The 14,588-nt window shown below is 40.7% G+C and carries 19 protein-coding genes; 1 reads left to right on the top strand and 18 read right to left on the bottom strand.

What is annotated here, in order from left to right; all coding sequences use genetic code 11:
- Positions 1-30: 30 nt before the first annotated feature.
- The 17 genes from SMSK597_RS05585 to SMSK597_RS05505 form a co-directional block, all read right to left on the bottom strand.
- A complete protein-coding gene (locus SMSK597_RS05585) occupies positions 31-222 on the bottom strand; it encodes a CsbD family protein (protein WP_000051184.1) in 192 nt (63 codons plus the stop codon).
- 99 nt (positions 223-321) lie between these two features.
- Positions 322-972 (bottom strand): DUF1803 domain-containing protein, encoded by a 651-nt coding sequence (locus tag SMSK597_RS05580; RefSeq protein ID WP_000614474.1) that lies wholly within the window; start codon positions 970-972, stop codon positions 322-324.
- Entirely contained in the window at positions 956-1,450 is a 495-nt protein-coding gene (locus SMSK597_RS05575; RefSeq protein WP_000578419.1) for a YiiX/YebB-like N1pC/P60 family cysteine hydrolase, read from the bottom strand. The genes SMSK597_RS05580 and SMSK597_RS05575 overlap by 17 nt, the downstream gene beginning before the upstream one ends.
- Before the next feature lie 210 nt (positions 1,451-1,660).
- Entirely contained in the window at positions 1,661-2,596 is a 936-nt protein-coding gene (locus SMSK597_RS05570; RefSeq protein WP_000036029.1) for a manganese-dependent inorganic pyrophosphatase, read from the bottom strand.
- An 85-nt stretch (positions 2,597-2,681) separates the two neighbouring features.
- Entirely contained in the window at positions 2,682-2,966 is a 285-nt protein-coding gene (locus tag SMSK597_RS05565; RefSeq protein WP_000349607.1) for a GIY-YIG nuclease family protein, read from the bottom strand.
- Positions 2,956-3,705 carry a tRNA1(Val) (adenine(37)-N6)-methyltransferase gene (locus SMSK597_RS05560; protein WP_000390778.1) on the bottom strand — a complete coding sequence of 250 codons (750 nt, stop codon included), beginning with the start codon at positions 3,703-3,705 and terminating at the stop codon, positions 2,956-2,958. Before SMSK597_RS05560 ends, SMSK597_RS05565 begins: the two co-directional genes overlap by 11 nt.
- 53 nt (positions 3,706-3,758) lie before the next feature.
- Positions 3,759-4,118 (bottom strand): S1 RNA-binding domain-containing protein, encoded by a 360-nt coding sequence (locus tag SMSK597_RS05555; RefSeq protein ID WP_000689593.1) that lies wholly within the window; start codon positions 4,116-4,118, stop codon positions 3,759-3,761.
- A 1-nt stretch (position 4,119) separates the two neighbouring features.
- A complete protein-coding gene (locus SMSK597_RS05550; protein ID WP_000339009.1) occupies positions 4,120-5,520 on the bottom strand; it encodes a bifunctional Cof-type HAD-IIB family hydrolase/peptidylprolyl isomerase in 1,401 nt (466 codons plus the stop codon).
- Positions 5,521-5,602: 82 nt separating this feature from the next.
- Complete coding sequence (locus SMSK597_RS05545; RefSeq protein ID WP_004237583.1) at positions 5,603-6,106, bottom strand: GNAT family N-acetyltransferase; 504 nt, start codon at positions 6,104-6,106, stop codon at positions 5,603-5,605.
- 269 nt (positions 6,107-6,375) lie between these two features.
- On the bottom strand, positions 6,376-6,615 hold the full coding sequence (gene rpsR / locus SMSK597_RS05540; protein WP_000068664.1) for a 30S ribosomal protein S18: 240 nt from the start codon (positions 6,613-6,615) through the stop codon (positions 6,376-6,378).
- Between the two features lie 31 nt (positions 6,616-6,646).
- Positions 6,647-7,117 (bottom strand): single-stranded DNA-binding protein SsbA, encoded by a 471-nt coding sequence (ssbA, locus tag SMSK597_RS05535; RefSeq protein ID WP_000609609.1) that lies wholly within the window; start codon positions 7,115-7,117, stop codon positions 6,647-6,649.
- An 11-nt stretch (positions 7,118-7,128) separates the two neighbouring features.
- Entirely contained in the window at positions 7,129-7,419 is a 291-nt protein-coding gene (rpsF, locus tag SMSK597_RS05530; protein ID WP_001151777.1) for a 30S ribosomal protein S6, read from the bottom strand.
- A 152-nt stretch (positions 7,420-7,571) separates the two neighbouring features.
- A complete protein-coding gene (gene asnS / locus SMSK597_RS05525; RefSeq protein WP_000167156.1) occupies positions 7,572-8,915 on the bottom strand; it encodes an asparagine--tRNA ligase in 1,344 nt (447 codons plus the stop codon).
- Positions 8,916-8,933: 18 nt separating this feature from the next.
- Positions 8,934-9,299, bottom strand: a complete 366-nt coding sequence (locus SMSK597_RS05520) for a VOC family protein (protein WP_000565231.1) — start codon at positions 9,297-9,299, stop codon at positions 8,934-8,936.
- Positions 9,292-10,479, bottom strand: a complete 1,188-nt coding sequence (locus SMSK597_RS05515) for a pyridoxal phosphate-dependent aminotransferase (protein WP_000777457.1) — start codon at positions 10,477-10,479, stop codon at positions 9,292-9,294. Before SMSK597_RS05515 ends, SMSK597_RS05520 begins: the two co-directional genes overlap by 8 nt.
- On the bottom strand, positions 10,476-10,964 hold the full coding sequence (locus tag SMSK597_RS05510) for a cell wall elongation regulator TseB-like domain-containing protein (RefSeq protein ID WP_000747269.1): 489 nt from the start codon (positions 10,962-10,964) through the stop codon (positions 10,476-10,478). The genes SMSK597_RS05515 and SMSK597_RS05510 overlap by 4 nt, the downstream gene beginning before the upstream one ends.
- Before the next feature lie 301 nt (positions 10,965-11,265).
- Positions 11,266-12,462, bottom strand: coding sequence for an MFS transporter (locus SMSK597_RS05505; protein WP_000908497.1), 1,197 nt, complete (start codon positions 12,460-12,462; stop codon positions 11,266-11,268).
- A gap of 391 nt (positions 12,463-12,853) precedes the next feature.
- On the opposite strand from SMSK597_RS05505, the gene SMSK597_RS05500 reads away from it, so the two are divergent.
- Entirely contained in the window at positions 12,854-13,399 is a 546-nt protein-coding gene (locus SMSK597_RS05500) for an NADPH-dependent FMN reductase (protein ID WP_000039648.1), read from the top strand.
- Positions 13,400-13,555: 156 nt separating this feature from the next.
- Here SMSK597_RS05500 and SMSK597_RS05495 read toward each other — a convergent pair.
- A partial coding sequence (locus SMSK597_RS05495; protein ID WP_000608016.1) for an SIALI-17 repeat-containing surface protein occupies positions 13,556-14,588 on the bottom strand: 1,033 nt, incomplete at its 5' end.

Raw genomic sequence — 14,588 nt, 5'->3', positions numbered from 1 at the left:
GGGAAACGAAACCCTTGATTTTTTCTATCTTTATTTAAAAGCGTTTTTCAAACCTTCAACGGCACCTTCTACAGCACCTTTAGCATCTTCAACTACTTCTTTTGCCTTAGCAACTGTCTTTTCTACAGCGCCTTCTGCTTCAGTCTTGCTATCCCCAGTAACCTTACCAAATCCTTCTTTGATAGCGCCTGTTGCTTGTTCCAATTTGTTTTCAAGTGACATACGATTGTCTCCTTTAGTTTTATTCCGATATGTGTTATCGGTTACATTAGTATAAACTTATCGATAGATAAAGTCAAACAATGTGCTCAGAAAAAGCAATCACACTAAATAGAAAGTTAATTTTTCCTTATCAAAATCGATAGCCAACTCATACTTTCCATCTGCATTTTGGACAATATAACCTAGGACAACTAAACTGTCCACAAAGATGTCACGACGTTTCTGCATAAGCTGATCTTTTTTGAGGAACTTCAACAAAAAAGTCGTCATATATTTGAGGGCATACTCAGGATTGACATCTCCCAAAATAGCATAAAGTTCCTGCTGTTTTTCTGTCAAAGGATACTGATGCTTGACCTTGTAGAAATAATTGGACAGGGTCATTTTTGATCTCGCAAAGTCCGTCTTTTCAACTAAAATAGCTGCATTGGTTTGATTTCGTAATTCCGTCTCAAAACTCTGCTCTAACAAGGCTAGGTAGACCGGACTAGCTTCGCTGACAAAAATCTCTTGATCCAGTTCGAGACTATCGAGTGATTCAAGCATAGGAAGATTGAGGTAATAACGCTTATTTTCCCGTAGAATCAAGCCTGCCTTTAGATACTCTTCCATGAGTTTATCAACTGCAACATCTGGAAATTGAGCCTTGATTTCCCGTAAAATCACATCCTCATGCTGGTCCAGATAGCGGAGCAATTCTCCAAAAAAAGGCTGTCTCGTCAAACGAGATGGATTAAAAATCTGAATCATGAAGATTCCTTTCTTTACATTCTAACAGAGGCGATGCTGCCAACTGACTGGGATTGGTACCAGCTTGGTTCAGAGGAACAGGCAGACCTAGTTCTCTGTAATACTCTCTCCAAAAATCACTAATCTCCTGCTCCCCATCCCCAAATTTCATAGGTATGGTCTCAAAAATCGGTAGGATTTCTGCCATGTACTGGGAACAGTAAAAACCATGTCCATCTGGATAGAAAGAAGCATTGTAGGGTGCCCCAAGATGTTTGCAAGCTTTTTCCTTCACAGACTGGATATCCATTTCTGGGTAAACATAGAGGTCGTACAAGTGATTGGGTTCAAAGAAGGCTGCTGGTTCCTGACAGATAACACCCGCCTTTCCACTAGCATGGTAAATCATCCCATCCAAATAAATGGCAACATGGCTATAGTTGCCTGTGGAAGTCTGGATAGCCTGTCCCATGTCTGACCCATCTCTCACAAAAATCATACTCTTCGAAAATCAAATCCAAACCACGTCAGCGTCGCCTTACCGTACTCAAGTACAGCTTGCGGCTAGCTTCCTAGTTTGCTCTTTGATTTTCATTGAGTATCAAATCACCATTTTCTAACATGCTTCACTCCTAGAAAAAAAGGAGCTGAAACTCCTTTCGATATAAGGCAAACTAGCCTTTCCGATTTTGAACTGACACCCAAAATCTTACGCATTAAAGCTTTCAGTCAATTGAGGTACCACTTGTTTCTTACGTGAAACGGCACCAGCAAGGAAGGCATGATTGTTTTCAAGTTTGAAGTTGAAAGCCGCTTCGACTTTGCCCATATTAGCACCAAGTGCTAGGATTTCTGAGTTTGAGTTGACGATATCTGTAATCATCAAGACAAAGTCAGAGTAGCCGTTTGCTTCGTTAGTAGCTTGCATTGCAGCTTCAATTTCTGCTTGACGTTCCAAGACTTCAGCGATGTCAACTGTGTTCACTTGGGCAACACGGACATTATTTCCGTTGAGTTCAAAAGTTTTAGCATCGATGTCAATCAATTCGTCAGCAGATTTACTGGCCAAGTTTGTACCAGCTTTCAACATAGCTAAACCATATTCTTCCAAGTTGACACCAGCCAATTCAGCCAATTCTGGAGCAATGACTGTATCTGTTGGGTGTGTTGTTGGTGATTTCAAAAGAAGGGTATCTGAAATCAAACCTGAAAGCATCAAACCAGCAATCTCTTTAGGCACAGCCACACCATGTTCTTTGAACATACGGTAAACGATTGAAGAAGCTGAACCAACTGGCTCCAAACGCATGTAAAGTGGACTTGCAGTTTCAAAGTTAGCCACACGGTGGTGGTCTACAACACCGTAAACTTCTACTTCAGCTATATCTAATACAGATTGTTGGAATTCATTGTGGTCAGTCAGGATAACTTGCTCTGCCCCCTCTGCTTTGGCAGAAGTGATGACACGCGGTGCTTCCACACCAAAATAGTTCAAGACAAAGGCTGTTTCTTCATTTGGAGTTCCAAGGGCAACAGCTTCCGTATCCAAACCGTAAGCTTCTTTTGCAAGGTAGGCAAAGGCTACAGATGACCCGATGGCATCTGAGTCTGGATTTTGGTGACCAAATACTAGAATCTTAGACATGATAATACCTCATTTTGTTTATTCTCTTTATTGTAGCATTTTTTTCGCTTTTTGACAAAAGTAAGAGGAGTCAAAGGACTCCCCGCTACTCTTCAAAATAACTAAGTAAATTTCTATCTTGATTTTCAGATAAAAATATTTCCTTCTGTGGCCTCTTCTTACGCTTGAGAAGGGCTTCTGCCGACATGGCTTCTTCCTTACTGGCAAATCCTTCTGCATAAATAAGTTTCACTGGTAAGCGAGCCCTAGTATATTTGGCTCCCTTCCCACTATTGTGGACAGCGAGGCGTTTTCTCACATCAGTCGTATAACCCGTATAGTAGGAACCATCACGGCACTCAAGCACATACATATAAGCCTTATGATCCATAATAAATCTCTTCGAGTTCCGGCGTATAAGAGCCATCATCATTGTGGACAATGAGAGGTGGCAAGACCTTAAAGCCACTTGTCGAGCCATCCTTGATGGCCTCAATCAAAAGCATATTGGCTTCTTTTTCCCGCTTTGGATAAACAAACTGCAGGCGCTTAGGGGCTAGATTATGCCGTTGTAAGGTATCCAAAATATCCAGAAGACGGTCAGGACGATGAACCATAGCCAACCGTCCATTAGACTTGAGAATACTCTGGGCACTGCGACAGATTTCCTGCAAGTTGGTCGTAATTTCATGGCGCGCCAAGAGGTAATGTTCGCTCTCGTTCAGGTTTGAATGAGGATCCACCTTAAAATAGGGCGGATTACACAAAATCATATCCACCTTACTTCCCTGAATGTAAGCAGGCATATTTTTCAAATCATCACAGATGACCTGCATCTGCTCTTCCAAACCATTCAAACGGACAGAGCGTTCAGCCATATCCGCCAAACGCTCCTGAATCTCAACAGCCAATATCTGTGCCTGAGTACGAGTGCTAGCAAATAGCCCCACTGCTCCATTTCCAGCGCAGAAATCCACAATCAAGCCCTTTTTAGGAAAACGTGGAAAGCGTGACAAGAGAACACTATCCACCGAATAGCTAAAAACCTCTCTATTTTGAATGATTTTAATATCTGTCGAAAAGAGCTGGTTAATTCGCTCCCCTGATTTTAATAATTGTTCTTCTTCCATGGTTCTATTATAGCAGATTTATATTAACATTACAAAAAATATAAAATTCTAAACTACTTCTTCTTTTTTAAATAGTGCAAGGCTTCTCTAGTCCAAATTGGCATCATTCGTTTAAGAGGCGCAAAGCCGTAGTTAAAACGGTCGCTTGAAAAGCGTCTCCGTCTCGGAAACTGGTGCTTTTCTTCCTCCAAAGTGCGGATAGAAAGACTGGCTTTCCCTGTAAATTCATCTAAATCTACTACCTGAACCTGAACCTCTTCATCGACTTTCAAGGCTTCATGGATATTTTCAATAAAGCCTGTCCGAATCTCTGAAATGTGAATCAGCCCCGTATCACCTGTCTCTAGCTCAACAAAGGCACCATAGGGCTGAATCCCTGTAATACGCCCCTTTAGCTTATCACCGATTTTCATCTTAGTCCTCGATTTCAATTGTTTCAATCACAACATCTTCAACTGGCTTGTCCATAGCCCCTGTCTCAACAGAAGCAATGGCATCCAAGACAGCGTAAGATGCTTCATCAGCTAGCTGACCAAAAACCGTGTGACGGCGGTCTAGGTGAGGTGTCCCACCTTGGTTAGCATAGATTTCCGCAATCGGTTCTGGCCAACCACCACGAGCAATTTCTTTCTTAGAATAAGGCAAATGTTGATTTTGCACGATAAAGAACTGGCTACCGTTGGTATTTGGACCAGCATTGGCCATAGAAAGGGCACCACGAATGTTGTAAAGTTCTTCTGAAAACTCATCCTCAAAAGATTCGCCGTAGATTGACTCGCCACCCATACCAGTTCCAGTTGGGTCTCCACCTTGGATCATAAAGTCCTTGATAATACGGTGGAAAATGACTCCATCATAGTAGCCATCTTTTGAAAGAGCTACAAAATTAGCTACTGTTTTAGGAGCATGTTCAGGGAAGAGCTTAATACGCAAGTCTCCGTGATTGGTCTTAATAGTCGCGATAGGACCTTCTACTGTTTCAATGTCTACTTGTGGGAAATGCAATTCTTTTTCTACCATACCAAATCCTTCTAAGGCATCAAAAATGCCATCTTCTTCTAATGTTTTTGTAATATAATCTGCTTTTTCTTTGATATTTTCATGAGAAATTCCCATTGCAACGCTAATTCCAGCATAATCAAAGAGTTCCAAGTCGTTGAGCCCATCTCCAAAGACCATGACGTTCTCTGGTTTCAAACCAAGGTGTTCCACAACCTTTTCCACACCCATCGCTTTGGAGCCTGAAATCGGCACAATATCAGACGAATGCTCATGCCAACGAACCATGCGAAGTTTGTCAGAGAGACTGTCAGGCAAGTGCAAGTCATCTCCCTTATCTTCAAAAGTCCACATCTGATAAATATCTACTTTTTCATGAAAATTAGGATCTACATCTAAATCGGGGTAAATTGGATTGATCGCTTCACTAATCATATCGGTGCGAGTCGACAACTTGGCATCATGACTCCCAACCAAGCCATACTCAATTCCTTCTTTCTTGGCCCAAGAGATATATTCCTCAACATCTGACTTCTCAATCTGATGTTGATAAATAACCTGACCTTTTTTATCTTCGATATAAGCCCCATTTAAGGTCACAAAAAAGTCAGGATTCAGTTCACGAATCTCTGGTACAACACCAAAAATCCCCCGTCCAGAAGCAATACCTGTCAAAATTCCTTTCTCACGTAATTGCTTAAAAACAGTTGGGATTGAAGCTGGAATAAAACCTGTCTTTGAATTTCGCAAGGTATCATCAATATCAAAAAAGACAATCTTAATCTTTTTTGCCTTGTATCTTAATTTGGCATCCATCTCACTACCTCTTTCAATCTAACTCTTTCCATTATACCATAAAGTAGCTAAATCCCCTATTTTCAAAGAAATTCGCCATCTCTTATTCGAACTTCTTTGATAAGTACAGAACTAAATCATCATTATTTTGAATAGTAGCATTCATTTCCAAGGGGTGATTTCGATACCAAACGCCTGAACCATCTGGAATATAGCCTCGTTTGATGTACAATCTCTGGGCAGGGCCATAGCCTAAGTGCAAACCTACACCAAGAGTGACCTTACTCGAAACAAACTTGACTCGTTTTTCTGCTTCTTCTAGCAGTTGACTCCCAATCCCTTGATTTCGAAAAGGCTCAAACACATTAAAATCTGATAATTCTGGATAGACTTCTGCAAAAGGACCATGTTTAGCCAAAGGTAAAATGGTAACGTAGCCCGCTACAGCACCATCAATCTCTGCAACTAAGACTTCTCTCTCCCCACTTTCCTGTTCCAGAAAATATCTAGCCAAAATTTCCTCTCTACCAGGCCAACCTTGATTGATAAATCCATGAGATAAGGATTTAATATCAGACTTAATCATATTTCTAATCGTACAATTCATCTTTGACTTACCCACCTTTACTCTTTCTATTACTATTATAGCACGCCAAGGTCAGAAAAAAACTATCTCGTGAAAAAAGACCCGTCGGGGTCTGAAAAAGAGGTCCTCTCGGACCCAAAGTCGCTCTCTCATTTCAAAGCTCGTGAAAAAAAGACCCAACCGGGTCTGAAAAAGAGGTCCACCCGGACCCAAACTCGCTCTCTCATTTCAAGGCTCGTGAAAAAGAGGTCCACCCGGACCTGAAAAAAAGACCCAACCGGGTCTTTTCTTTAATCTTCGTTTACGAAAGGCATCAAAGCCATTACGCGAGCGCGTTTGATAGCTGTTGTTACTTTACGTTGGTTTTTAGCTGAAGTTCCTGTTACACGACGAGGAAGGATTTTCCCACGTTCTGAAACGAAACGGCTAAGAAGCTCAGTATCTTTGTAATCAACATATTCAATTTTATTTGCTGCGATGTAATCAACTTTTTTACGGCGTTTGAATCCGCCACGACGTTGTTGAGCCATGTTTTTTCTCCTTTATAATTTTACTTGTCCATTAGAATGGTAAATCATCATCTGAAATATCCAATGGATTTGTTGTTCCAAATGGATTTTCATCACGTGAAAAGTCTGGTACTGAATTTGTAGGTGCTGAATAGCTTGCAGTTGGTGCAGAGTAAGCTCCACCTGTATGACCTTCACGCACACTACGGCTTTCCAACATTTGGAAATTCTCAGCCACGACCTCTGTCACGTAGACACGTTGTCCTTGCTGGTTATCGTAACTACGAGTCTGGATACGACCTGTAACCCCGATGAGTGAGCCTTTTTTAGCCCAGTTAGCAAGGTTTTCAGCCTGTTGGCGCCACATAACGACATTGATAAAATCAGCCTCACGTTCGCCATTTTGACTCTTAAATGTACGGTTTACTGCAAGAGTAAAAGTCGCAACTGCTACATTTGATGGGGTATAACGCAACTCAGCGTCACGTGTCATACGCCCTACAAGTACAACATTGTTAATCATAGTTTACCTTCTTACGCGTCAATTTTGACGATCATGTGACGAAGAATGTCAGCGTTGATTTTTGAAAGACGGTCAAACTCTTTAAGAGCTGCGTCGTCGTTTGCTTCAACGTTAACGATGTGGTAAAGTCCTTCACGGAAATCTTTGATTTCGTATGCAAGACGACGTTTTTCCCAAGATTTTGATTCAACAACAGTTGCACCGTTGTCAGTCAAAATAGAGTCAAAACGTGCTACCAAAGCGTTTTTAGCTTCTTCTTCAATGTTTGGACGAATGATATAAAGAATTTCGTATTTAGCCATTGATATGTTCCTCCTTTTGGTCTAATGACCCCAAGACTTTGCAAGGGGTAAGTGAGGTTCGCTCACAATAAACTATTATACTAGAAAAAATTTTTTTACGCAAGTAAAAACTCTGGAATTCGAAAAAACGCCACATGGGCGTTTTCCTGTTCTTACGGTTTAATACGGTGCAACATACGTGGGAACGGAATGGCTTCACGGATGTGTTTTGTTCCTGCCGCGAAGGTTACCATACGCTCGATACCGATACCAAATCCACCGTGTGGAACTGTACCGTATTTACGAAGGTCAAGGTAAAATTCATACTCTGTGCGATCCATGCCAAGTTCATCCATCTTAGCAACAAGAGCATCGTAGTCTTCCTCACGCATAGATCCACCGATAATTTCTCCATAGCCTTCTGGAGCAAGCAAGTCTGCACAAAGCACGCGCTCTGGATTTCCAGGAACTGGTTTCATGTAGAAGGCCTTGATGGCTGCTGGATAGTTCATGACAAATGTTGGCACACCAAAGTGGTTTGAGATCCACGTTTCGTGCGGTGACCCAAAGTCATCACCATGCTCAAGATGCTCGTAGTCAGCATCTTCATCATTTTCATGCTCTTGCAAGAGGTCAATGGCTTGATCATAAGTGATACGTTTGAATGGTTCTGCAATGTAGCGTTTCAAGAGTTCTGTATCACGTTCCAAGGTTTCCAAGGCTTGAGGCGCGCGGTCAAGAACACCTTGTAGAAGAGCTTTCACATAAGCTTCTTGCAAGTCAAGTGACTCATCGTGTGTCAAGTGGGAGTACTCTGCATCCATCATCCAGAACTCAGTCAAGTGACGGCGCGTTTTTGATTTTTCAGCACGGAATACTGGACCAAAGTCAAAGACACGGCCAAGGGCCATAGCTCCTGCTTCCAAGTAAAGCTGACCTGATTGGCTCAAGTAGGCTGGCGTTCCGAAGTAGTCCGTTTCAAAGAGTTCTGTTGAATCTTCTGCCGCATTTCCTGAAAGAATTGGGCTATCAAACTTCATAAAGCCGTTCTTGTCGAAAAACTCATAAGTCGCATAGATGATAGCGTTACGAATTTGCATCACCGCTACTTGCTTACGAGAACGGAGCCACAAGTGACGGTTGTCCATCAAGAAGTCTGTTCCGTGTTCTTTTGGTGTGATTGGGTAGTCTTGAGATTCACCAATCACTTCGATGTCTGTGATGTCCAACTCATAACCAAATTTAGAACGTTCGTCTTCTTTAACAATACCTGTCACATAAACAGAAGTTTCTTGGCTCAAGCGTTTGATGACATCAAACTTCTCAAGTCCCACTTCTTCACCAAATTTTTCTACAAAGTTTGGTTTAAAAGCCACACCTTGGAAAAAGGCTGTTCCATCACGCAATTGCAAGAAGGCGATTTTCCCTTTTCCTGATTTGTTGGCAACCCAAGCGCCAATCGTCACTTCCTGACCAACATAGTCTTTTACATCAATAATCGTTACACGTTTTGTCATTATTTTTCCTTTTCTTTTTTATTCTTTATGGCAAACCACTTCTATATTGTTCCCATCTGGGTCAATCACAAAAGCAGCGTAATAAATCGGTTGCTCACTGCGATAGCCAGGATCTCCATTGTCTCGCCCACCTGCCTCTAAACCAGCCTCATAACAAGCTTGAACCTCTTCCTTATTTTCTGCTAAAAAAGCAAAGTGAATAGGATCTTGTGTCCCCTGAGTCAGCCAAAAATCTCCACCAGGATGAGGGCTGTTTGGGGCAAGAAAACTGATTAGAGAAGTGGTCTTAAAAGCCAATTTATAGCCCAAAGGAGCGAGAAAACTCCTATAAAATCCTTCTGAAATTTGTAAATCCTTTACCTTAATTTCAAAATGATCAATCATTCTCACTACCCATAAATGCTTTCAAGCGTTTAACTGCTTCTTTAAGCGTGTCTAGGTCTGTCGCATAACTGAGGCGCACATTTTCTGGTGCTCCGAATCCTGCTCCTGTAATCAAGGCTAGACCAACTTCTTCAAGAATAGCCGTTGTAAATGCTGTTACATCGCTATAACCTTTCATCTCCATAGCTTTTTTGACATTTGGAAAGAGATAGAAAGCTCCTTGTGGTTTGACAACTTCAAAACCAGGGACTTCACACAAGAGTGGATAGATGGTATTGAGACGTTCTTCAAATGCTTGACGCATAACTTCCACAGAATATTGCGGTCCAGTTAGGGCTTCGATAGTTGCATATTGTGAAACAGCAGTTAGGTTAGAAGTTGTTTGACCTGTCAATTTGCTCATAGCAGCAATGATTTCTGGATCACCCACTGCATAACCTACCCGCCAACCTGTCATGGCATAAGCTTTTGATACACCGTTAATGACAATGGTTTGCTTGCGAATGGCTTCTGATAGACTAGAGATTGGTACGAACTCATTCCCGTTATAGACCAAACGACCATAAATATCATCTGCTAGGATGAGAATGTCATGCTCAACTGCCCAATTTCCGATAGCTAGTAATTCTTCACGAGTATAAATCATACCAGTCGGATTAGATGGTGAATTGAGAACCAAAACCTTGGTTTTGTCTGTGCGAGCTGCTTCCAACTGTTCTACGGTCACCTTAAAGTGATTGTCTTCCTTAGCAGGAACAAAGACTGGCACACCTTCTGCCATCTTGACCTGATCTCCATAGCTGACCCAATATGGGGTTGGGATGATGACTTCATCACCTGGATTGACCACAGCCATAAAGAAAGTATAGAGTGAGAACTTAGCACCGGTAGCAAATGTGACTTCGTTGGCCGCTACGGAATAACCATAATAACGCTCAAAATAGGTATTGACTGCTGCTTTTAACTCAGGCAAACCTGAAGCTACCGTATAGAAAGAAGCACGTCCATCTCGAATGGCTACAACAGCTGCATCCTGAATATTTTCAGGAGTGTGAAAATCTGGTTGTCCCAAGGTCAAGAAAAGGACATCCTTACCTTGAGCTTTTAATTTTTTTGCTCTCGCATCACTAGCTAAAGTAACACTTTCTTCCATTTCTAAAACACGCTTGGATAGTTTCATAGGCCCTCCTTATTGAGTAATGCTCCTGTTTCAAAATCTACTAGATAAAAATCAGATCCTGACCTGACTTCCCAGATTGGCTTATCTTGATAACGGCCAAAGGTAATCTTGTCGATCTCGCCAGCTCCTTTTTCCTTAGAAACCGCTTCTGCTTTTTCTTGTGAAACACCCTGATTTAGCTGATAAACGTAAATCTTATGGTCATCTTTTCCAATCAGGACAGCAAGTGCTTCTTGTTTTTTATTACGACCAAGAACGCTATAATAAGATTCCAAGCCATTGTATAAGTCAACCTGATCAGCCTGCTCTAATCCTGCATACTGCTGAGCTAATTTTTCTCCTTCACTTTTAGCTGTTTGATAGGGTTTCATGCTAAGAGAAACCAGATACAGAAAGGAAACACTGATAACCACAAACAAAATCGTCATCCCTAGACCATACTGCCACAGTAGATTATTTTTTGCTTTGTTTTGTCTTTTTTTCACTCGTCTATTTTACCATCTATCTTGCTTTATTACAAGTGAATATAAGAATACTCTGCGAAAATCCAATTCAAACTTTGTCAGCTTTATCTGCAACCTCAAAGCTGTGCTTTGAGCAACCTGCGGCTAGCTTCCTAATTTGCTCTTTAATTTTCATTGAGTATAAGCAAGCAATTCTATTTCTCCCTTCAAAGCAAATCGATTTTTCTTGATTAAAACCGAGCAATAAAAGTAAAGACAGCTCCAAAATCAACCTATTAAAAAACCTGAGCTTGACACTCAAGTTTTTAGAAGTTCTTTTAATCTATGGAATTATTTTATCATCCATTCTTTTAGCCATTTTTCCTAAAAAGATAGGGAGTAGAAGGCTAATCATGACTAAAAAGAATCCTAAATAAAGAAATGTTAGCACAAAGCCGAAATGGTCAATCAACCAGCCTGTCATTGGGAAAAACACAATCATACTCAAGCTAAACATCATAGAATAGACACTCAGCATGGTTGCCCTTACTTCACTTGGAAGGCGCCCTTGCAAATCGTTGTCAAAAATCGGCTTAAAAAGAGCATGCAGAGCATTACTAATCAAATAAATCAGAATATAGATTAGAGGTGTTCCAAAGTAGGACAGCATATAGGTGATTCCAGTCAGCAGGACGAGAATAGGAAAAAGCTTCAAGGCAGCATATTTCTTTCCAATTTTACTTGCTAGATAGATTGCGAGGATATTCAAGAGACTACCGAGTAACATAACTGCTGAAATTTGCCAACTACTTAGATCTGGCAACTGATTTTGATAGTAAAAATAAAACATATACATGAGTGTTCCGACAATCTGAGATAAAATCATCCAGTTGAACAGCATGGGATTTCGCTTCAACTCATCCTTAACAGTACAAATAATCTGTTTCATGGTCACACTATCAGCTTTTTCTACTTTGACACTGGGCTCTTTCAGCATCCAGATCAGGAAAAGTACTATGATAGAAGTGGCAATCATGATATAGTAGGTCAGGTGCAATTGACCATGAACAAAAAATCCTGCCAAAACGGTCCCCAAAGACTGGGTTCCTTCTGACACTCCTGATATGAAACTTGAAATGGATAGATAACGCTTCTTTAGTCCAGCCTCTACAGCCGAGTCATAGACCATTGCTGCACTTGTTCCTGAATCAAAATTATAAGACAAGGCACTTATCGCCATAGCTAGTGCATAAATCCAAAAATTTCCCTGCCCAGCCAACATGAGAATAGAAGACACAATCCCTGCTATACGACTTAAATAAAGGTTGGTCTTATAGGAATAGCGGTCAGCTAACATTCCAGATGGAATTTCACAGAGAAGACTGGTCGTATGAAAAATACTCTCCAGAAGTCCAATCTGCCAAAGAGACATTCCGTTTTGACTGAGAAAGAGAATCCAAAAACTGGTAATCCCTAAAAATGCAAAAAACTCAACTCCGGCCATCAGGCCAATATTTTTCCGATAATTTCTTATTAACATCTTTTCTCCTTTAACAAGTGTATTATTATTTATTTTGTCCGTCACTTGTTAATCTATGCCTTACATGATCTCCACCCCTTTTTAGAAGCATTCTTCAATGCCATTATTGTTCCTTTAATGATTTATGAAATGATACCAGAAAATAGCTGTTCTGCGGTTTCTATTGCGAGTTTTCTTGTTTATTTTAGCACTTATGCCATCATATTACAAGAGAATGTTAGAATACTCTTCGAAAATCAAATGCATTCCAGTCGCAAGTAACTAGATATTCTACAATTTTATAATTTCAAACAAACTTTGAGCAAATTTCTTGCAAGTTGCTTTGCTTTGTTGTAATATATTTTATAACAACGAGAGAATTCTCGGAAATTTAAGAAAAAGGAGACACATCATGTCTAAAAAAGTATTATTTATCGTCGGATCACTACGCCAAGGTTCTTTCAACCACCAAATGGCCCTCGAAGCTGAGAAAGCACTTTCTGGTAAAGCGGAAGTTAGCTATCTTGATTACTCAGCCCTTCCTCTCTTTAGCCAAGATTTGGAAGTTCCAACTCATCCAGCTGTAGCGGCTGCTCGTGAAGCGGTTCTCGCTGCTGATGCCATCTGGATTTTCTCTCCAGTCTACAACTTCTCTATCCCTGGAACAGTGAAGAACTTGCTTGACTGGCTATCTCGTGCCCTTGACTTGTCTGATACACGCGGCGCTTCTGCCCTTCAAGACAAGTTTGTCACAGTATCATCTGTAGCCAATGCAGGTCACGATCAACTCTTCGCTATCTACAAAGACCTCTTGCCATTTATCCGTACACAAGTCGTTGGTGATTTCACTGCTGTACGTGTTAATGACTCTGCCTGGGCAGACGGAAAATTGGTTCTTGAAGAAACAGTCCTAAACTCACTTGAAAAACAAGCTCAAGACTTGGTTAATGCGATCTAGTCATCACTAATCGCTATTCTAAAACAGACAATCGGACAGACTTTTAGCCATAAAAAAGAACTAGAATTCTCACAAATGAGTGATTTTTCTAGTTCTTTTTGATTTACAAAGACTTTATGCAGGGAAAGCTACTAAGGATCAGATGAGATCATCTATTTAAGCTTCCTCTTCATCGTCTTTTTTCTTTTTGGCAAATAGCAAACCAAATGCGCCAAGAAGAGAGAGAAATCCTAATGCACCGTTAGCACGGTCTTCTTGTGTACCAGTATTTGGCAATACTGCTTGATTTTGATAAGGAACTACCTGATCATCAACTGTTTGACTTGGTTGTTCAGCCGGTTGAGTAGCTGGCAACTCAGCAGGGGTAGCAGTATCTGGTCTACGATTTGTATCGGCAGATGGCGTAGTTGGTCTTTGTTGACCGTCACCTGTTGGTCTAGCTGGACTCACTTTCCTAAAGATATGAGTCACAACATCACCTTTAGTTTCTGTTCTTACAAATACATAACCTTCAATTTCACCATGTTCAAATACTCCATTTGCTTCACCTGGTACTGATGGAGCCTTAGCATCCGCTGGTTTCAATTCATTACCATTTTCGTCAATCCACTTGGTGATAATCAGTTGAACTTTAGGTACTTCTACCGGATTAGGAAGCTCACCACTCACTCCACCCTTAAATTCTGGTACTTCATGAATAGGTGAGTCAGGTGTATTTACTCCTCCATTGAATTCTGGATTTTCTAAAACTTCTGGTTCACCTTTTGCATATGCAAATAACAATTCATCACGAGGAATATTATGAGTGACATTTGTTTCTGGATCAGTGATTGTTACATTTCCATCTGAAGCAACAATTACGTCTTTTCCTGGATTTGCTTTTTTCACATTTTCCTTCACTTTATCTTGTTCAACTTGTGTTAAGTTATCAGGTGTTTTCACCGGTACTTTTTCTCTCGGAACCACTGGAGTAAAGTCTTTAGGATTAACTGTAATTGTAACTTCAACGTCTTCTGTACTTCTGTCTTGATAAGTTACAGTTACTACTCCTTTTTTCTCACCATGTTTAGAAGTGTCTGGAATTTTACTATCTTTCCATTCAAATGTTGAACCTTCTGGTAAATCTTTAATATTATGAATACTATCTTTTGCTAGTGGTACTTGAGCATGTTCCACTGTTTGTTGTTTC

Origin of the sequence: Streptococcus mitis SK597 (assembly GCF_000148545.1) — a bacterium.
In the GTDB taxonomy this organism is placed as follows: Bacteria; Bacillota; Bacilli; order Lactobacillales; family Streptococcaceae; genus Streptococcus; species Streptococcus mitis_C.
This window is presented reverse-complemented; position numbering and strand designations above follow the sequence as displayed.